Here is an 18888-nt window from a genome sequence, read left to right as displayed (position 1 = left end):
TCAAGATCTCTCCTTTAATTTTTCCTCGTATCTAGCAGTAACTCTGCGATCAACTTCAAATTGACGTTTCCGTATTAGTCATAAGTTATTGATAAATAGCATCTTTGTATCGCTCTGTAGTTTGGGTGTTAAAAATAAGATCTGGATCAACAAGTTATATGGAACTTTGGCGTTGGTCATATTTTTTTAGAAAAAAAATAAGTTCCGTTTGGATGTTTTTAGATGCGAAGTTAGTCTTAGAAGCGTGGATACACGGTGTGTATGCAGGAACTAAAAAGAACCAATTTAGAAATATTGAGGTTCACTCAGGAATTTACTTCTCTCCTTCGGCGGCCAACTTAAGGTGAGATAGAAAAATACAGCTATATCCATTTTTAGGAGTTTTTTTCCATGGACAAATTTTTCAAGGTTTCAGCACTAACCGCAGCAATGTTTGGTGCAGTAGCGGTAGCTCCAGCTACGGCTTCTACTGAAAGTGCTGCTGGTGGTGAGTATGTAGAGAAAGTTAACGAGTTTATGAGCGACTCATCATTGAACGCAATGTTCGTTGTTGATACTCGTTCTCGTACACGTACTAGCGGTAAGCCTGGTGGTGAAAATGGCGATCGTTGGAGTCGTCTAAACTACTCATCTTACAATGCAATTATTGACTTCACTTCTGGCTACCATGACGGTTGGTTAGGTGCTGACGTCGCTGCTTACTACTCTGGTGACCTATACAATGATAGCTTGAAAGGCGCAGACGGCTACCTATGTAACGAAATCTCTACGTGTACTAACCTAGACTGGGGTGCAGGTGACGGTGATCAGCTTAAAGTTTACAAAGCGGCTCTGAAATTTAAGACTGGCGAAAACTTTAACGCTCGCGTCGGTATGCTACAAGCTGGTGGCAACGGTACAATCGGTAACGTTTGGAGTTTTGTACCTGGTACGTACCGTGGTTTCGAGCTAAACGCGAAACTTGGTGATTTCAACCTAAGCTACTTCGGTGCAGACCAATTCACAGCACCTTGGTTACTACATGAAGATGATTACGCGCCAGCACTATGGTCAGACACTTCATGGAGCTACCTACACTCTCTAGGCTTGAACGGTAACATCACTGACGCTCTATTCTTCCAAGTTGGTCTTGGTCAAGCGACAGGCGTTAAATACGCGAACGGTATCGATTGGGGTGCAGGTCAAGTAACTAGCTACCATGACGACACTGATAACACATCATACAAAGCTTACTTGAAGTACACAGTAAGTGACCGCACTACTCTTGCATTCGACTTCTACGGTGTTGATGATGATGTGAAATACGATGGTCTAGGTTTCCATACTGGTCTATCTCTAAACCAATCTTTCGGCAAGCTATCTTGGATGTCTGAGCTACGCTACACAGATACAGACAACCGTTCAGATTTCGTTCCACGTACTATCCATACTTACGGTATGAACAACGGTACTTGGTCACAATGGTGGGATGCACTATCTGACTGGAACAAAGCTGGTGAGCTAGCTTGGTACAACCGTCTTTCTTACAACCAAGGTAACGGTTGGAACTACTACCTAGGCTTGGGCTACGGTTCTGGTGCAGATTCTGCAGCAAGTGGCGCATCAGGTGACTGGGATTACGAGAGCGAGTACGCAGTTAACGCAACGGTTTCTTACTCTCTACAAAGTGGTTCTCTTAAAGGTACAACCGTTCGTCTACACGGTACTATCCTAGAGCGTGACGAGTTTGCTGGTGCAGCAGACGCGGACGAGACAGATCTACGTCTACAAGTTCTTATCCCATACAGCTTCCACTAATATTCAGAAGCTAAGAAAAAGGAGCCATTCGGCTCCTTTTTTATTTCACTTTTTTTCCGTCATACATTTTGCAATAGAGTGGCGGCAGCATGTGTACGTTGCCATTAGGCAGTTCACATTTTATTTCTGGTGCTAATGTTCTACCACCTGAAGCTCCATTTGCTAACGAAGTCAAAGGCATTAATGCTGCAATCGCGATTAACAATCCAGTTACCAGTTTCATATTATTTACCTTGTAATCTAGAACGTATTTTGCTTTTTAAATTCAATTTAATTACTTGGAATAAGTCTACAAACTAAAAGTAATTAGAGCAGAGAGTTTTACTCGTTTTCATACCCTGATTTTAGTTGTCCCATGATCCACCTTGAAAGCGGCACATCTCGCTAGGAATATGGGAAATATCTCCACTTGGTAGAGTACACTCGACAATAGGTCCCAGGTTGGTGGTGCCTCCATTCCCGTTGTTATAGGCGAATGAAGAAAACGCAAATATGCTGCACGCTAAAAATAAAAAAAACTTCTTCATAGTACTTCCTCTTACTTACCTTAAAAAAACATAAGCACTTAATAGACATGCTTATGCGTTAAGTATGTATAGAGACCTAGAAAGATCAAAATTAAATTCAACAAGGTTTTATTTTTTAAAATAAATTTAGATTTTGAAAAAGTAATTATATTTCGCTATGTGTTTGAATTATTAAAATTGAAAATTTAACAATAGGTAGAAAAGAGAGGATATTGATAATATTTCTATCACTTAATTCACATAATTAATTTAAATAAGTGGATGAAATAAAAGAGGTAGTGGGATTAGGAATAGAATAGGGCGCATAGCACCCTATTATTTTGACAAACATCATCGAGAAATAGGTTTTATCTTAAGAATTATGCCATCAACAGCAATAATTTCGACTCGAGTTCCTGCTGGTAAATCGTGTTCTGACTCAGCAGACCAAGTAGTATCTGCCACTCGTAAGCGGTTCATCCCCACCGTGAAGTCTTCATCTAACGTCACGATACTGCCGACTAATTGCTTCTGTTTTTGGTTAAGATCGCGCGCACTGTCGCTCTTGCGATCTTTCGACCATTGTTTTCGCCACCATAGCCAAGTTGTCACCAAGCTGAATGCCGCAAAGGCTAACCACTGCATTTGCCAGCCGATTGGTAGCACAGATAAAATCGCACCTACGATCAATGCAGAGATGCCAAGCCATAGGAAGTAGCCTGCTGTGCCGAGTAACTCAACAGCTAACAATGCGAGGCCGAAAGCAATCCAATGCCAGAAAGTGATGCCTTCTAATAAACTAAATAAGTCCATAGGCTAGCCTTTGTCTTTGCTTTGTTGGAACATTTCAGCAATACCAGCAACAGAGCCCATTAAACCAGTTGCTTCGATTGGTAGCATGATGATTTTCCCATTTTCTGCTTGGCCAATACTCTTCAATGCGTCGGTATAGCCTTGAGCAATAAAGTAGTTCACTGCTTGAACGTCACCTTTAGCGATGGCTTCTGACACCATGTAAGTCGCTTTTGCTTCCGCTTGCGCCGCACGTTCGCGGGCTTCTGCGTGTAAGATCGCAGACTGCTTTTCACCTTCCGCTTTTAAGATCTCTGATTGTTTTTGACCTTCTGCTCGTAAGATTTCTGCTTGGCGCACACCTTCAGCTTCTAAGATCTCTGCACGTTTATTACGTTCTGCTTTCATCTGAGCATTCATTGCAGCAGTCAGATCTGCTGGTGGCTGAACGTCTTTGATTTCTATACGAGTAACTTTCACTCCCCATGGGTTTGTTGCTTGGTCAACAATAGAGAGAAGTTTGGTGTTGATCATGTCACGCTGGCTGAGCATTTCGTCCAGCTCCATTGAACCAAGTACGGTACGGATGTTGGTTAATGTGAGGTTACGAATAGCATGTTCTAGATCGTTAACTTCATAAGCCGCTTTGGCTGCGTCGATAACTTGAACAAAGCCGACTGCGTCGATGACGACATTCGCATTATCTTTAGAAATAACCTCTTGAGCTGGAATGTCGAGAACGCGTTCCATCATATTGATCTTCTGACCAATTCTATCAATAAACGGAATAATTAAGTTCAGGCCCGGTTTAAGTGTGTGGGTATAACGTCCAAAGCGTTCAACTGTCCAGTTGTTCCCTTGAGGTACAGTCTTAATCGCAGAGGCAAGAATAATAACGGCTAGAGCAACGAAAATACCGATGGTGATCAATGAGTCAATTGGCATGTGCTATTCCCTTAAGTGCATAATGTTTAATCCATTCTTACTTATTTATGCGTATTAAACAATCGTAGAAATGAGAGCTTGGATAGATAACAGGCAGAATAAAGGCCGGAATACACCAGCCTTTATTGTTGCTAAAAATTCATGCCGTTAACATGTGAATGCTATTTAGTTGGGTATTCAATCCAACTGGTACCATCTAGTGAGACGTAGTACTTACCATTTACCTCAATTACGGTTGAGCCAGAGTTTTGAGCGACCACACGGGTTTCTGGTAAGTTGCCAGCCAATTCGCTCGGGTTGAATGATTCCTTGTCATAAATGTTTTGTTCAAGAATATTCGATACCAGTTGTGATAGGGCTAAGTAGCTTGAAGGCGCTTTAACGTGCTTCGTATTGCCTTGGCGTTGAATTCCTTCACCGAAGACTTTAATCCCAACCGGTGTGTGAACGATGGTCGGCGCTGGAATTTCACGCATACCAGAGATCTGCATTCTATCACCTCGCATACCGGCGCCATGTTCTGGCACTAATGCAACAACAATATTACGGTTGGAGGCTTTTAGCTCTTGGAAGAACGAGTAAAGATCATCAAGAAGATTCTTTAGGCGTTTCTTGTAACTCACCATAGACGTTGTCGAATTGGCATTGATGATGCGGTTACCATCATGCAATGAAATGGTGTTATACAACGCAACCACTTTCTCATCATCACTTTTGATTCGTTGTTGCCACCAATCATCAAGCACCTGTTTATCACGGAAGATAGAGGAGCCATCGAACGACTTTTGGTAAGGCTTGAACCCTTCTTGAGACATCAGGTTCGTTTTTAGATCGCCATCTTTTTTGATCAGTTCTAAGAAGCTATCGAACACACCATTGTGGTTCATCAACAGATTTTCTTTGAAGCCGAGATCTTTCAGGTTATCGAACAAGTAACATTGCTTTGGAGCAGGCTCGAACAGTTTACTGTGTTCTTGCTGGCCACAACTTGCTCTCAGCAGCCTTACAACGGCTGGTCCGCTGTAGGATGTTGCCGCGCTGAAGTTATCAAACATGACATCAAATTCTTTGAACAACGGGTGATCGGCCAAACCAGCAATCTCGATGTCATCCCAAGCGACGGAACAGATACTCAAGAACAGCAAATCAAACGGAGCATCTTGTGCACTATCAGGGCTGAACGAGACACGTCGTGACGCTTCTTTCGCAAAGAAATCTGCTGTCATACTGTTGAGCGACTCATCGTTGATTTCTGTGACTTGAGGTTGTGCCGTTTCCGCCACTTCCGTAGTTGCTGGTGGCGCAGGTTGAGTTGTCTCAACGGTGACTGAACTCTGTGGCGTTTTTGGAATGCTGACGTAAATCATCGCGATGACAACGAATACAGAAACACGTAAAAACTTACTCAGAATGAAATACGCTGCGCACAAAGCAAACAACCCAAGCAATGCTTGAACAGAGATGAAGCGTCCCATGAGCTCGACAAGATAGCTAAACTCAAACTGCATCAACTGACCCGCCTGAGCCCATAATCGCTCTAGCGGAGGTAAGAAAGAGTCATAATGCAGTAGCCATGCAGCGATGATCACTGCGATAACATGTCGCAGGACATTCAATGTTTTGTTTGGCACTGGTAACAGAATAAAGAGTAAGAGCGCAAAGTTTTCTAGCGGATGGAAATCGATGGTCCCTTGGAGGAAAAGGGCAACTTTGGCAATAAAATAAATGTTCCACCAACCCAATCCAATTGTGAACTGAGCGGGCTGTTTAGAGTGTGAAGTCATCACTTAAGCTTCTTGTTTTTGTTTACAGAAAGATCTTGCTCAAAGTATTGAGCGCGTTTTAAGTATCTATCGTAGAGTCGCTTTATCGCGCTTACTGCATCACGCAGAAAGTAGCCTAGGATTAATCCGATGCAAAGACTAATGCCTACGGTGAGCATAAAGTCATCAATGTTCATTCCTGCTCCTTAATGTTGATGGCTTTCTTTACTGCGAACAAAGCAGGTACTTCGCTCATCGGCTTTTTAGTTACCGCGAAAATCTGCTTCTCAGTGGTCAAGCTTGATACCTCCTCAGAGATGCTGACTTCATCCTCTAGGATGTATTTTAGTTCAGCTTCGATGTCGTAATGGGTATCGAAGGTGCGCGTTGAGTGAAACAGATCTCGAGGTGGAAACTCGAAAATATTATTAAGAGCAACATCGATGTCGTTATGACGAATAGCACTGAACAAAACATAAAGTGCTTTGTTACACGCTGTGACGACATCACCATCTCGTCGGATGTGGCACAAACGAAGACATTCTTCAGGGCTCATTCCCGGCAGCAAATTCAACTTAATCAGAGCAAAGTTGACGTTAGAACGGCTCGAACTGGCGATCACATCCGTACAGTATTGACTGAAGTCTCTGTTATGCAGGTAACCTTTGCTGCCAAATTTAACGTCGTACTTTAGTAAGGCCTCTAAGCTTTGAGGTAACGCACGCGTCAGCATTTGTCCTTGTATGGCCTCTACCTGAGTCATAAAGCGCATCTGAGGCACCTGCACCGGTGAAATCAGGTTTACGCCAGCACGAAGCAGAAACTTTTCGTCCGCATATCGTAAACATTGTTGTGTTTCTCTGATCACGAGCTTGAGTTGTCTGCCCGCTTTCGTGCGCAGTCGGTAGCAATCCAATGCCAACTGTTGTACTTCGCTTTGGCTTGAGCAGTTGAAAACAATGGTTGATGCTCTTGGGCTGTCTAACATCTCTAATAACTGTTGGTTATTTTCTGCTAGGTGCATTCCTTTCGGAACTTTTGTGCTATCACCTAAGGCTTCTTTCGTAATGTAAAGTCGTTCGCTATCGGCTTTGTCTTCTGTAACGTCGTTCGTTTGCAACTTCTCATAAGGTGTCGCGAGCAAGTGGCCGTCATCATCAAAAGATAGGATGTATTCTTCTTCTGATTTCACCCCATGCTTGTTGGACCAAAAGTCGACAAAGTAACTGTATCGTGTTTCATCTAATGCGCTCATCGTCGCGAGACCGGCGAGGTATTGATTATTCGTCAACAACTTAGGCTTAAGTATCGATGTCGCCAAATGACCATAGATACATATATTGATCATGAGCGATTTTTTATGAGCGAATTCATTAATTGTTTTTAGGAATATGCCTACATCTTTGTCGCTGCAGTGAGATAAAATCGAGTCGGGAATAAACAAAATATAGTTAGAGTTCTTAATGATATTTATTTTGTGAATGTCTTTGGCGAGAATAATTGGGTTTAACTTCTTTTTATGGTTTTTATTACTTACAAAGTAGACCTTATCAAGATAACTATCAGATAAGTCATTGAATTTTTGTGATGCTTTGCGATTTAGGCCGGATAGGAAGGTTTCTTTATTGGTGAAACTTGTAAGCGAAGTGTTGTGACTTTGGTCTGATGCACTAGTTAAGAATTCAATTGTCATGTGTTTGTGAGAAAATAAATTGACGTATACCGATTTACTTGCTCGATCACTGGTAATTGCGGACAGACCGTTTATTAATGACATCAAAATAGCCTTTTAATCAGATGGTTATGTTCAATATTGGTTGTCTTTATCGTTGTGCTGTATGTAAAACGTTACAGAAAAAAATGCCAGTGTGACAATAAAATGACGCGAAGATATTAAACGAAATTGATCAAAAATAAAATTAGATATAGCATTATCTGCCTTGATGTTTATAAGTTTAAAATTAGGCATTTGCAAATCAATATATTTAAAGTTCGCCTATAGTTTTATCTTATATGTCGTAAACGGATAATTACAACTCATCTTCATAACCTCAGTTTCTGAAGCCTAACATCGTATAGGAATTTAATAATCATGTGATCAATGACTTAGGTTGTTCACATTTTTTCTCATTCTATAAATATGTGATGCACGGGTTAGGTGCGTCAAATTTTCAGCATCGTATTTGATAAAAATTTAAGCAAGATAGGAATGTCTTAGCGCTTTATCAGATCCGTGGATAACGTGGAAAGATGTCGTGACAGAGCCAGCAAAAGACATTAATTCGATCTACTCTTCATATGACTTAACTCAGCATCAATATGTTGAGACGACAGAAAACGAGTCGTATCTCAATGTGAAAAGTAAATGGTTGGTTTTTCAATCTCAATCGACCAAAGACAGTGGCGTTGGGATCAAAAACAAACAAGCAGGTATTGAAACGGAAGCGATATGAAGCGCCTTCTTTTTGTTAGCCTGAGAGGCGGATGTGGATCAACCACGGTAACCGCAAACTTGGCTCAAGCTTTAGTCAAAATTAACAAGCAGGTTCTAGCTATCGACGCAGTGCCTGAGAATCTGTTACGCCTTCATCTTGGCCTTCCTTATGAAGAGCAAGACGGTTGGGCAGCACGTGTGTTGTCTGGCGATGCTTGGGTAGAGGCCGGGTATCAAAGCCCGCAAGGCGCTCTGTTGCTGCCATTTGGCGAATTGGATGCCGATCAAAAGGGTCAGTTCGCTCAATCTTATCAATACCTTCAAGCGCTTGGTCGCTCAACGTTGCAAGTCACAGATGCAGAGCAATGGCAGTTGTTCCATGGTGATATGTCTTACCTCATGACTCCAGAAATGAACGCGTTTGTTGAGTCGATGGACATGGTGTCTGTGGTTATTAACGCTGACGCAATGAACTACGCAGCGTTACAAACGGCGCTTAGCCACTCGCCTCAACTCAGCAACCTGCTTGACTCTGGTAAGCTGCGTTACATTCTCAATCAATATCAGCCTGAGACTGAGATTGGTCGAGATTTCATGCTGGTGTTTAAGAAGGAACTGCAAGCGTCGTTAGTGCCTGTTCTTATGCACCGTGATACGGCATTGGCTGAATGCGCAGCCAACTTGACGACCGTTCAGCATTACTCTCCGACGAGCCAAGCTGCGAAAGATTACCAATCTTTGGCATTTTGGTGTGTTTCAACGCTTGCCGCTGCAACTTCTCAGGGCTAGTGCATGCGTAGCCTTAACCTTATCTTCCAAAGCTGGATAGTCGACCAATTTCAGTCGCACAAGCAGGCGTATGAGCAAGCTTGGGAGTGCAAAACCAATTGGTTGGGCAACATTGTGCTTTCTGTTTGGTTTTCATTGAGCTTTGTTTTCCTAAAACCTGTGATTTCTGGTGTTCCCTCTTGGAAGCTGCCTCTGGTCTATTTCCCACAAGTTAACTACGCCGCTCCTCGCTTATTCGACCCGATTCGATTTGTTGTCCAGAGCGTTTGGTTACTGTGTTTTAAGCAAAGTGTGGCGTCCGCTTGGTCTCATCAAGCCAGTAGTGTCGTGATGCATCTTGCTGAGAAAATCCGCAATGCTTTCTACTTGCCGTTTGAGCTGGTGGCGAAAAGTGTTCGTTGGTTAGAAAAGGCCGCAAACCAAGTTAAAGATCCTGAAGTTCGTGAACGCATGAAAGCCAGCAAGTCTGCGATGGCCTTGAACTACGCATTGTTGTTCCTCGTTGTGTTGATCGCGTTGCTCTGTTTTACCGTGCCATTCGGTTACCAAGCGCAGACTGTATTTGTGCTGCTGTTGTGGGTGCTTGCCATGATGGTGCGACGCATGTCGGGGCGCTTTCCGACCATGTTGCTCATCATTCTTTCGGTGACAGCATCTTGCCGTTATCTCTGGTGGCGTTACTCATCAACCTTAAACTGGGACGATCCTATTGCACTGATCTTAGGGGGTATTTTGCTTTTGGCAGAAACCTATTCTTGGATCGTGTTGATGCTGGGTTACTTCCAGAATATATGGCCGCTTAACCGAAAGCCGGTTTCGATGCCACAAGATCAATCGACTTGGCCAACCATCGACTTGATGATTCCGACTTACAACGAAGATCTCGATGTGGTTAAAGCGACGGTGTACGCCTCAATGGGTGTGGACTGGCCAAAAGACAAATTAAAAATTCACATTCTCGATGATGGTAAACGAGACAGCTTCCGTGACTTCGCGAAGAGCGTAGGGGTTAACTACATTCGCAGGCCAACTAACGAGCACGCCAAAGCCGGTAACATCAACTATGCGTTAAAGCAGACGGATGGTGAGTTTGTGGCGATCTTCGACTGTGACCACATTCCAACTCGAGCATTCTTCCAGCTCACGATGGGGATGTTCCTTAAAGATCCGAAGCTGGCGTTGATTCAAACTCCGCACCACTTCTTCTCTCCAGATCCGTTTGAACGTAACTTATCGAACTTCCGCAATGTGCCTAACGAAGGCAACTTGTTTTATGGGTTGATTCAAGATGGTAACGATTTATGGGACGCGACGTTTTTCTGTGGATCGTGCGCCATTTTGCGCCGTGAACCGCTTGAAGAAGTGGGTGGTATTGCAGTTGAAACCGTAACGGAAGACGCACATACGTCACTGCGCATGCACCGATTGGGCTATCGCTCTGCTTACCTTAAGCAGCCGATATCAGCGGGTTTAGCGACAGAAACCTTATCGGCACACGTAGGGCAACGTATTCGCTGGGCGAGGGGCATGGCGCAGATCTTCAGGGTCGACAACCCGCTCACCGGTAAAGGGCTGAAGTTGTCGCAGCGGCTTTGTTACGTCAATGCCATGCTGCATTTCTTATCCGGTATACCGCGTATTGTGTTTTTGATTGCACCTCTGGCGTTTTTACTGCTGCACTCTTACGTCATTTACGCACCAGCATTGGCGATCATCCTGTACGTTTTGCCGCATATGATCCACGCCAGTATGACCAACTCACGCATGCAGGGTGACTATCGTTACTCCTTCTGGGGAGAAGTGTATGAAACCGTGCTTGCTTGGTACATCGCAAGACCAACCACCGTCGCTTTGTTTGCGCCTCATAAAGGGACATTCAATGTAACGGCGAAAGGGGGCTTAGTTGAAAAATCGCATTACGACTGGGTGATCTCTCGACCGTATTTGGTGCTCGTGGCACTGAATATTCTTGGTTTTGCCGTGGGCCTGTATCGAATGGGGTGGGGGCCCCAGGATGAGGTCGGCACTGTCATCGTGAACTTAGTATGGACGATGTACAACTTGCTGATCTTAGGTGCAGCGGTCGCGGTTGCGGTAGAAGCGAAACAGGTACGAAAAGATCACCGCGTAGAGGTGGCAATTCCTGTTGCGGTGAGATTGCATTCTGGGCATTTGATTCAAGCTCAGATGAAAGACTTTTCATTGGGGGGCGTCCGCATAGAAATCGATGGCGTTGACGAACAAACTTGCCAGTACTTACTCGGTCAGTCACTCGAAGTGATTCTGAATCGTGGTGGACAAGAATTCGTGTTCCCGATGACGGTTGCCTATGCTCATAAAGGCATGTTCGGTATGCAACTCAATGAATTGTCGCATCAACAACAAATCCAATACGTCCAATGTACATTTGCGCGAGCAGATACATGGGCGAAATGGCAACAAGGCTATCAAGCAGATAAGCCACTATCGAGTATGCAAGCCGTTCTACAAGTCGGCTTTAATGGATACAAGCGCTTGCTACAACACTGCCCGAAATTTGTCGTGGTCAGTGTGGATGCACTTTTATTTTGTATCGAATTTATTTGGTCACTTCGACCTCGCTATGTCCCAATCAGGACCACAAGTCATGCTAAATAATAAAAAACTAACAGCGTTGACGACGGCAATCACTCTGATGTGTATGTCGGGCAGTCTCGCGGCACAAGAAGTAAAACAGCAATTGTCGGAACCCCAAGCTCAGCAACAAGACGCGGAAAATGCCACCGTCTTTAAGCGAGTTGTTCCATTTACTCAATTGGGCTACAGCGGCTCAATTGCGATTCAGGGCAGTGAAGCGAACGCTTATGTTGGCTTTGGCTCTCGCCTTGATGAGGTGGTTTCAAAAGCCACGTTGTACTTTGATATTACGCCTTCGCCAGCGTTACTTGCTTTGGTATCGCACGTCAAAGTGTACTTGAACAACGAGTTGATGGGCGTGGCGTCTATCGTTGATGGTCAGCAGGGTAAAAAGCTCAGTCTTTCTATGCCACTGGATACGCGTTACTTCAGTAACTACAACCAAATTCGTTTTGAGCTGATTGGCAATACTCAAAAAGACTGTGCCAACCCGAATGATTCCAGTATTTGGGCCGAGATCAGCCAAAGCAGCCGCATCGAAATGTTTGTGCAAAAAACGCAGCTAGAAAGCGATTTGAGCTTACTGCCAGCGCCTTTCTTTGATGTTCGTGACTTTAGCCAACTTAATCTGCCTGTTGTGATGGGCGATAAATATGACTTAGACGAAGTGAAAGCCGCGGGTGTTTTGAGTTCCTACTTCGGCTCTTTAGCGGCTTGGCGCGGTGCGCAGTTCCCTCTGAGTTTCGACACTTTGCCAGAGCGCAACGCTGTGGTGTTTATCACCAACGACAACAAACCTGAATTCCTAAAAGACTTCCCAGATACGGATGGCCCGCGTGTACAGGTGATTACCCACCCAACCGACCCATACGTGAAGTTATTGCTGGTGATTGGTCGTGATAGTGCTGACCTAAACACCGCGGTACGAGGCTTGGCATTGGGTAACCAAATTCTCACCGGCCCCATTGCCAAGATCAACGAGGTGAAGCAAATCAAACCTCGCGTGCCTTACGATGCGCCAAACTGGGTGAGCACAGATCGACCGGTTGCGTTGTCTGAATTGGTTGAGCAAAAGAGCATGCTGCAAGTAGAAGGTCGCACACCACCGCCTATCAGCGTGAGCCTACGTTTGCCACCAGATCTGTTTACTTGGCAGAGCCGCGGTATTCCAATGGATCTGAACTACCGTTACTCACCGCCGACGGAAGACCATTCTGGCTCCCGTCTGACGCTGAGCATTAACGACCAGTTCATCGAAGCCTTTAACCTGACCACTGCTGGCCAAGGTGGCGACTCCAACCGCGTTCGTGTCCCATTGTTGGATGACAGCATTCTCAGCAGCGACGACCGTGTACGTATTCCGGCATTCAAAGTGGGCAGCAAAAACCAGATCGATTTTGAATTTGGCTTTGCCTCTGTCACAGATGGTCAGTGTCAGGTCACTCAACCAAGCAAACAATATGCCGTGGTTGATGGCGACTCTACGCTCGACTTTAGCGGCTTCCCGCATTACATCGAAATGCCAAACATGCGCGCGTTTGCAACATCTGGCTTCCCGTACACACGTATGGCGGATCTGTCTGAAACCGCTGTTGTAGTAGCCAAAAATGCACCAAAGGAAGCACTGCAAACCTTCCTGAATGTCATGGGCTCTTTAGGCAGCGACTCTGGCTACCCAGGCATCCAAGTCTTGTTGACCGATAAGTGGGATGCACAAGCGCTAAAAGACAAAGATATCTTGAGCATAGGAGTGGTGCGTTCATTAGAAGAAGCGGCGAACGACCCAGAGCAAGTGAATCTGGTGGTTGAAGCGGGCGAGCGTCAAATTCGTCTACCAAGTAAAAATGAACAGCAGCTTGGCATGAACTGGATGAACCCAAGCGACGCTAACCAAGTGCCAGCTGACTACGTTTCAGTGGAAGCAGGCGGCTCCTTTGCTGCGATTTATGGTATGGAATCACCTTACACAAATAATCGCAGTTTAGTGTCTATTATGGCTGCTCATCCTGCCGATTTTGCTACGGTTGATGAAGCTCTCGCAGATTCGGGCAAAGTGGAGCATATGTTTGGCTCTGTAGTGACGCTAAGAAACGATGAAGTCGCGAGCTATAACGTTGGTTCTCACTACTTTGTGGGTGAATTACCAGTGTGGCAATTAGTGTGGTTCCACTTCTCAAATCATCCAATCATCGTGGCATGCTTCGCTGCGTTATTGATGGTGATCGTGACTATTGTGCTTTGGCGTGTTCTGCGTCAGGTTGCTGCAAAACGTCTAGAGAAGACTGAGGAGGAAGAGGAATGAAAAAGTTGATTGTACTTATCATGCTACTGATTTCTCCTCAACTGTGGGCAAACACGTGTGACTGGCCACAATGGGACACATTCAAGTCGGTTTATATCGAACAAGGTCGAGTCGTGGATGGCAGCGATGAACGCATGATCACCACATCGGAAGGCCAGTCCTATGCGTTGTTTTTTGCTTTGGTTGCCAATGATCAAAAAGCGTTTGCCGAGGTATTAAACTGGACTCAAGTGCATTTAGCTGGTGGTGACCTTACGGCAAGATTGCCAGCTTGGTTATGGGGCAGAAAAGCGAACGGCAGTTTTGGTGTGTTAGATACCAATGCAGCATCGGATTCCGACCTTTGGATTGCTTACGCTTTAGTTGAAGCGGGTCGACTGTGGGATAACTATTACTACCAATCGCTTGGTCATCTGCTTGCTAGTCGTATTCTACGAGAAGAGACTGTGACCATTGAAGGTGTGGGCACCGTGTTACTGCCTGCACCAACAGGATTTGAGTTTGGTGATCGCTACCGTGTGAACCCGAGCTATGTGCCGTTACAGCTGATTGCCCGAATGGAAGCTCTGTATCCGCAGTATTCATGGGATGGCATGTATAAAGCAAGCGCGCAAATGCTAACGCAAACCATGCCAAAAGGTTTCAGCCCTGATTGGGCAACGCTCAGCCAAGGCCAGTACAGTGCCGATTCGGTGACTGGGCCAATTGGCAGTTACAACGCCATTCGTACCTACTTATGGGCGGGTATGCTTGATGACCAAGTCGCAGAAAAAGCTCAGCTGATTCAGCAAATGCAGCCCTTTGTCGCAGCGACTAAAGCGCTCGGCGCACCACCACGAGAAGTGAATACAGAAACGGGTGAATACACTCGAGTTGGCAGTGCAGGATTTTCTGCTGCTGCTTTGCCGTTGTTAGCGGCGTGTGGTGAGTCTGAGCTGCTCAAAGCACAAGCAAGCCGAGCGCAGCAAGAGCTTATCTCGGACAGAAACGACCACTACTACGACAATGTTTTGAGCTTGTTTGGCCTAGGCTGGCATCAGGCACGCTACCGCTTTGGCAAACAAGGTGAACTGTTGCCTGCATGGAGCGAGCAATGCCAATAGCAAGACGTGCTTCGTGGTTGATCTCGCTGGCCATGATGGCGAGCGGGATTGCTCCTGTTTACGCACAAAGCTTTAGTTCAAACCCGCTTAGCAAAGCGCAGTTAGCCGCAGTATATCAACCAGTTGAAACGGTTCAGTTCTCGACGTCTCTTGCTCGGGTAAATTCGGTGGAGTGGCTAGTTGAACAACTGAAACTGGCGGATGCAATAGGACGCGACGACATTGTTGAAAGTACGTTAGAGCGTTTGTTTGCCATTGAGGAAGGCAACCCGATTGGCTTGTATTATCAAGCCAATATGTACTTAAAGCGTAAGCAACCTGAGCTGGCGAAGCAGACGTTTCAACGTTTAACTACACAATCGCCAAATTCTCCACAAGCCAAAGACTTGGCTGCCATCATGTCTCTTCAAGGAGATAACAAAGGCGATTACCAACGAGCTAAGCTGCTGGCTAAATCTGGCCGTTACGAAGAAGCCATCCAAGCGTACAAAGTCATTTTTCCAAACGGCATGCCTTCTGCTGCATTGCAGTTAGAGTTTCTTCAGCTGCAAAGCAATCTAGATGGAAGTTGGCAGGCAGTAAAACAAGGTTTAGAGCGCTTAAATGCAGATTACCCGGGTGTGCCTCAGTTTCAACTCGCATTGGCGAATCATATCCGCAAAGAGAACCCAGCTGACCCATGGATTTTGGATACCTACAGAAAGCTCGCTTTAGCGCCAGTCATTGGCAGCAGTGCGGCGACATCTTGGTTGCGTGCTCTCGATCAACTGCCTATCTCAGAACAAGTGGTTCAACAATACGCGATTCTTGCGAGTTACTATCCATCAGATCTTGAGATTCAACGCGCCAACCAAGGCGCGAAGAAGCGCTGGGAAACCGAGCAAGATCTACGTAAGGACCCAACCTACCTTGCCAAATTGAAAGGTCTCAAACTGCTGGATGAAGACAAAACCTTGCAAGCTGAGAAGCAGTTGCGTTATGCGATGACGACGCGTCCGAACGACCCAGAAATATTGGGTGGTATGGGCAAGGTCTATCTGCGTAAAGGTCAGCAACAAAAGGCGCTTGAGTACTTTGAACGTGCACAGCAGTTAGATAAAGACCCGGATAGTGCCTCGAAATGGGCCACTCTGATTGAAACCTCGCAATACTGGGCTTATTTGGATCAAGGTGATGCACTGGCTGAGAAAGGGCAGTTTAAACAAGCTGAAAGCCTTTACCGTAAAGCCATTCAGTCTGATAAAACACAGCCTTATGCTTTTACCTCTTTAGGGGCGCTTTACTTAGCACAAAAGAACTATGCCGCGGCAGATAAAGCTTATATCCAAGCACTAAAACTTGAAGCGCTGAACGGATCTGCCTTACGTGGACGACTCGATGTTCGTATTGAGCAGCAGGACTGGGCGGGCGCGGCTTCGCTTGCACAGCGCTTTTCTCCAGCGCAAAAACAGGTGGTGTCTGAGAAAATCAATGGCATTCAATCTGAGATCATTCTGGCGAGATTGCGCATTGCGATAGCGAAAGATGACCAAGCAGGTATGCAATCTGCAGTGGAAGATCTGATTGAGCTGAAGCCAACATCGCCGTGGTTGAGGCTAGATATTGCCGATGTGGTTCGCTCTATGGGGGATAAACGTCGTGCCGACAAACTGATGTCTGAATGGGCGACGAACAGCACTGATCCGGAAATGAAGTTCGCGTATGCCTTGTATCTCGCTCAAGATTTTAAAGTCGATGCGGCGATTTCTGAGTTAGAGAGTGTGCCGAAGCGCGAGGTTACCCCAGCCATGGAGCGTAACCTCACACGCTTAAAGCTCAATGCCGATTTACAAGATTTATCCTCGCGTTATCAGGCCTCACCGAAGACGGTTACTACCATGTTGACGTCGCTTGAGTCTCAATATGCTGGGCAAGTTCAACCTCTAGCGAGGCTTGTAAGTGCTTGGGTAGAGATTGAAAAGGTCAATGAAGCGCAGCGTATTTATCAAAGTATTCGCCCCTCAAGCAAATGGTCTACCGACGAAAAACTCGCTTACGGCAGTATGATGGTGAGCCTGAATCAGTTTGACGATTTCGACCAATGGTACGAAGGCTTGGCGTTGAGTAAAGACCAGCAAGCAGTCAGTGCCTCTGAAGCGCTGCAATTTGATGAACTCAAAACACGTCGTACTTTAGCGCAAGCGGATTTGTTACTCGCGAATCAACGACCAGAGCAAGCAATGGCTTTATATGAACGTATCTCATCAAAACCTGAACCATTCAAGACGCAAGCTCAGGTGGGGTTGCTGCAAGCTAGCGCACAGAGTGGGGATGAGGCAACCTATCACGACTTGCATCTGATCTTGAATAAGAAGCGTGACACGCTGAATGCTGCTCAGCTGATGACGGTTGCTTCGGTATTCAATCAACTTGGTTACCGCAATGATGCGAACACCCTGAACTGCTTGCTCGATGATACACAGGGCGCTGACGCTCTGGCGTATCGCAACAGCATGTCTATTGCGATGGACAATCAGCAATGGACGTTAGCGGAAGAGCGCGGACGTCAGGCACTGAATAGTGATCGAATTGAAAAAAGTGCAAAACCAGATGAAGCAAGTCTAGAGACGCTTACTTTGCGTGAGTTGTATGACACAGCAGATGACTACTGGCTAACGCGAAATGTTAAGTCGGACATCGATACGCTCCATGACCACAGTGATGGTCATGTACTTATTGGTTGGGATTACAGTGCGCGTGATGGGCGTAACTCATCTAACCAAGTGCCAATCGAAGCGCGTATTCCGATTGAGTCACTCGATGGGCATCTGCTGCTGAGAGCGGATTACGTATCTATCGATTCGGGCGAGCTAGATTACTACGAGAAGGAACCTGAAAAATTCCCAACTACAACAACGGTTCAAAATGATGCATCGGGTATGGCGCTTGGTGTGGGTTGGCAAGCCAAAGATTGGCAAGTGGATATCGGCACTACACCGATTGGTTTTGACCATACTACTTGGGTAGGCGGGGTCAGTGTGGATGGTGATCTCGGGGACTTCGGATGGACAGCAGAAGCTTCTCGCCGACCTGAAACCAGCAGCACACTTTCTTATGCTGGAATGACAGTACCGAGTGGAACCAGTGATCCTCAAGGCAAAAAATGGGGTGGTGTAGTTCGAACTGGCGTTAAGCTCATTTCGAGCTGGGATATAGGTGGCCCTTACGGTTTTTGGAGCAGCCTGCAATACCATGCACTGACGGGTGAAAACGTTGAAGACAATACTCGTCTCGGTGTGCTTGGTGGGGCTTACTACAAACTGATCGCAACGGATGATCAGCGCCTGAGCATTGGCACCAACTTGATGTATCTCGACTATGACAAAAACTTGGGTGAATACACTCTTGGGCATGGTGGCTACTACAGTCCGCAAAGCTATTTCTCTGTGTCATTGCCAGTCAACTATTACGGTCGGTACGGCAGCACATGGTCGTATCAATTGAGTGCTTCCATTTCTAACTCATGGACAGAAGAAGATGCGCCTTATTTATCTTCTGGTGATAGTTCTGAGCGCGGTGGCGGCTTTGGTGCATCGCTGCAAGCAGCCGTTGAGAAACGAGTGAGTAAACGTTGGTATATCGGTGCGCTGGTGGATCTACAGCGTTCAGAGTTTTACACGCCAAACCATTTCATGCTGTACGGAAAATACACCTTCAATGACCGCTGGCAGCCGATTGAATACCCACCTGCGGTACCTACGCTGTACAGTGATTTTTAGTACCAGTCTCTCGCGACGAGTATTTTAGGAATGGTAGAAACAACAAAGGCCGGAGTTTTCCGGCCTTTTCTATTTGAGCTGTC

Annotated in this window: 13 protein-coding genes; 7 read left to right on the top strand and 6 right to left on the bottom strand. The window is 45.8% G+C overall.

Features of this window, described 5'->3' with window-relative positions:
• The first annotated feature begins 390 nt into the window (after positions 1 to 390).
• Positions 391 to 1797 (top strand): OprD family porin, encoded by a 1407-nt coding sequence (locus tag C1S73_RS06555; RefSeq protein ID WP_038865747.1) that lies wholly within the window; start codon positions 391 to 393, stop codon positions 1795 to 1797.
• A gap of 40 nt (positions 1798 to 1837) precedes the next feature.
• Here C1S73_RS06555 and C1S73_RS06550 read toward each other — a convergent pair whose 3' ends face one another.
• From C1S73_RS06550 to bcsE, 6 genes are all read right to left on the bottom strand, one after another.
• Positions 1838 to 2020 carry a hypothetical protein gene (locus C1S73_RS06550; RefSeq protein WP_038865745.1) on the bottom strand — a complete coding sequence of 61 codons (183 nt, stop codon included), beginning with the start codon at positions 2018 to 2020 and terminating at the stop codon, positions 1838 to 1840.
• Positions 2021 to 2654: 634 nt separating this feature from the next.
• Entirely contained in the window at positions 2655 to 3116 is a 462-nt protein-coding gene (locus C1S73_RS06545; RefSeq protein WP_038865743.1) for an NfeD family protein, read from the bottom strand.
• 3 nt (positions 3117 to 3119) lie between these two features.
• Positions 3120 to 4040 carry an SPFH domain-containing protein gene (locus C1S73_RS06540; RefSeq protein WP_038865742.1) on the bottom strand — a complete coding sequence of 307 codons (921 nt, stop codon included), beginning with the start codon at positions 4038 to 4040 and terminating at the stop codon, positions 3120 to 3122.
• A 161-nt stretch (positions 4041 to 4201) separates the two neighbouring features.
• On the bottom strand, positions 4202 to 5824 hold the full coding sequence (gene bcsG / locus C1S73_RS06535) for a cellulose biosynthesis protein BcsG (RefSeq protein WP_038865740.1): 1623 nt from the start codon (positions 5822 to 5824) through the stop codon (positions 4202 to 4204).
• The gene (locus C1S73_RS27885) at positions 5824 to 6000 is read right to left on the bottom strand and encodes a hypothetical protein (protein ID WP_164492031.1); all 177 of its coding nucleotides are present in this window, start codon (positions 5998 to 6000) and stop codon (positions 5824 to 5826) included. Before C1S73_RS27885 ends, bcsG begins: the two co-directional genes overlap by 1 nt.
• Positions 5997 to 7580 carry a cellulose biosynthesis protein BcsE gene (gene bcsE, locus C1S73_RS06530; RefSeq protein WP_038865738.1) on the bottom strand — a complete coding sequence of 528 codons (1584 nt, stop codon included), beginning with the start codon at positions 7578 to 7580 and terminating at the stop codon, positions 5997 to 5999. The genes C1S73_RS27885 and bcsE overlap by 4 nt, the downstream gene beginning before the upstream one ends.
• Before the next feature lie 478 nt (positions 7581 to 8058).
• On the opposite strand from bcsE, the gene C1S73_RS06525 reads away from it, so the two are divergent.
• From C1S73_RS06525 to C1S73_RS06500, 6 genes are read left to right on the top strand one after another with little or no spacing between them, the layout of a single operon-like run.
• Positions 8059 to 8256 carry a hypothetical protein gene (locus C1S73_RS06525; RefSeq protein WP_038865736.1) on the top strand — a complete coding sequence of 66 codons (198 nt, stop codon included), beginning with the start codon at positions 8059 to 8061 and terminating at the stop codon, positions 8254 to 8256.
• Positions 8253 to 9026, top strand: a complete 774-nt coding sequence (gene bcsQ / locus C1S73_RS06520) for a cellulose biosynthesis protein BcsQ (protein WP_050566675.1) — start codon at positions 8253 to 8255, stop codon at positions 9024 to 9026. Before C1S73_RS06525 ends, bcsQ begins: the two co-directional genes overlap by 4 nt.
• Positions 9027 to 9029: 3 nt before the next feature.
• Positions 9030 to 11663, top strand: coding sequence for a UDP-forming cellulose synthase catalytic subunit (bcsA, locus tag C1S73_RS06515; protein ID WP_038865734.1), 2634 nt, complete (start codon positions 9030 to 9032; stop codon positions 11661 to 11663).
• On the top strand, positions 11653 to 13944 hold the full coding sequence (gene bcsB, locus C1S73_RS06510; RefSeq protein WP_038865733.1) for a cellulose biosynthesis cyclic di-GMP-binding regulatory protein BcsB: 2292 nt from the start codon (positions 11653 to 11655) through the stop codon (positions 13942 to 13944). Before bcsA ends, bcsB begins: the two co-directional genes overlap by 11 nt.
• Entirely contained in the window at positions 13941 to 15047 is a 1107-nt protein-coding gene (gene bcsZ / locus C1S73_RS06505) for a cellulose synthase complex periplasmic endoglucanase BcsZ (protein WP_038865732.1), read from the top strand. Before bcsB ends, bcsZ begins: the two co-directional genes overlap by 4 nt.
• Positions 15038 to 18805 carry a cellulose synthase subunit BcsC-related outer membrane protein gene (locus C1S73_RS06500; RefSeq protein ID WP_038865731.1) on the top strand — a complete coding sequence of 1256 codons (3768 nt, stop codon included), beginning with the start codon at positions 15038 to 15040 and terminating at the stop codon, positions 18803 to 18805. The genes bcsZ and C1S73_RS06500 overlap by 10 nt, the downstream gene beginning before the upstream one ends.
• The last annotated feature ends 83 nt before the right edge of the window (positions 18806 to 18888 follow it).

It is taken from the genome of Vibrio jasicida 090810c (assembly GCF_002887615.1).
GTDB lineage: Bacteria > Pseudomonadota > Gammaproteobacteria > Enterobacterales > Vibrionaceae > Vibrio > Vibrio jasicida.
Note: the sequence above shows the minus strand (reverse complement) of the source record. Positions and strands in the feature narration are given on the sequence as shown.

Excerpts from the sequence above, each read along its gene's own strand:
- C1S73_RS06555 (WP_038865747.1), top strand. The coding sequence starts at position 391 with ATGGACAAATTTTTCAAGGTTTCAGCACTAACCGCAGCAATGTTTGGT.
- C1S73_RS06550 (WP_038865745.1), bottom strand. The coding sequence starts at position 2,020 with ATGAAACTGGTAACTGGATTGTTAATCGCGATTGCAGCATTAATGCCT.
- C1S73_RS06545 (WP_038865743.1), bottom strand. The coding sequence starts at position 3,116 with ATGGACTTATTTAGTTTATTAGAAGGCATCACTTTCTGGCATTGGATT.
- C1S73_RS06540 (WP_038865742.1), bottom strand. The coding sequence starts at position 4,040 with ATGCCAATTGACTCATTGATCACCATCGGTATTTTCGTTGCTCTAGCC.
- bcsG (WP_038865740.1), bottom strand. The coding sequence starts at position 5,824 with ATGACTTCACACTCTAAACAGCCCGCTCAGTTCACAATTGGATTGGGT.
- C1S73_RS27885 (WP_164492031.1), bottom strand. The coding sequence starts at position 6,000 with ATGAACATTGATGACTTTATGCTCACCGTAGGCATTAGTCTTTGCATC.
- bcsE (WP_038865738.1), bottom strand. The coding sequence starts at position 7,580 with ATGTCATTAATAAACGGTCTGTCCGCAATTACCAGTGATCGAGCAAGT.
- bcsQ (WP_050566675.1), top strand. The coding sequence starts at position 8,253 with ATGAAGCGCCTTCTTTTTGTTAGCCTGAGAGGCGGATGTGGATCAACC.
- bcsA (WP_038865734.1), top strand. The coding sequence starts at position 9,030 with ATGCGTAGCCTTAACCTTATCTTCCAAAGCTGGATAGTCGACCAATTT.
- bcsB (WP_038865733.1), top strand. The coding sequence starts at position 11,653 with ATGCTAAATAATAAAAAACTAACAGCGTTGACGACGGCAATCACTCTG.
- bcsZ (WP_038865732.1), top strand. The coding sequence starts at position 13,941 with ATGAAAAAGTTGATTGTACTTATCATGCTACTGATTTCTCCTCAACTG.
- C1S73_RS06500 (WP_038865731.1), top strand. The coding sequence starts at position 15,038 with ATGCCAATAGCAAGACGTGCTTCGTGGTTGATCTCGCTGGCCATGATG.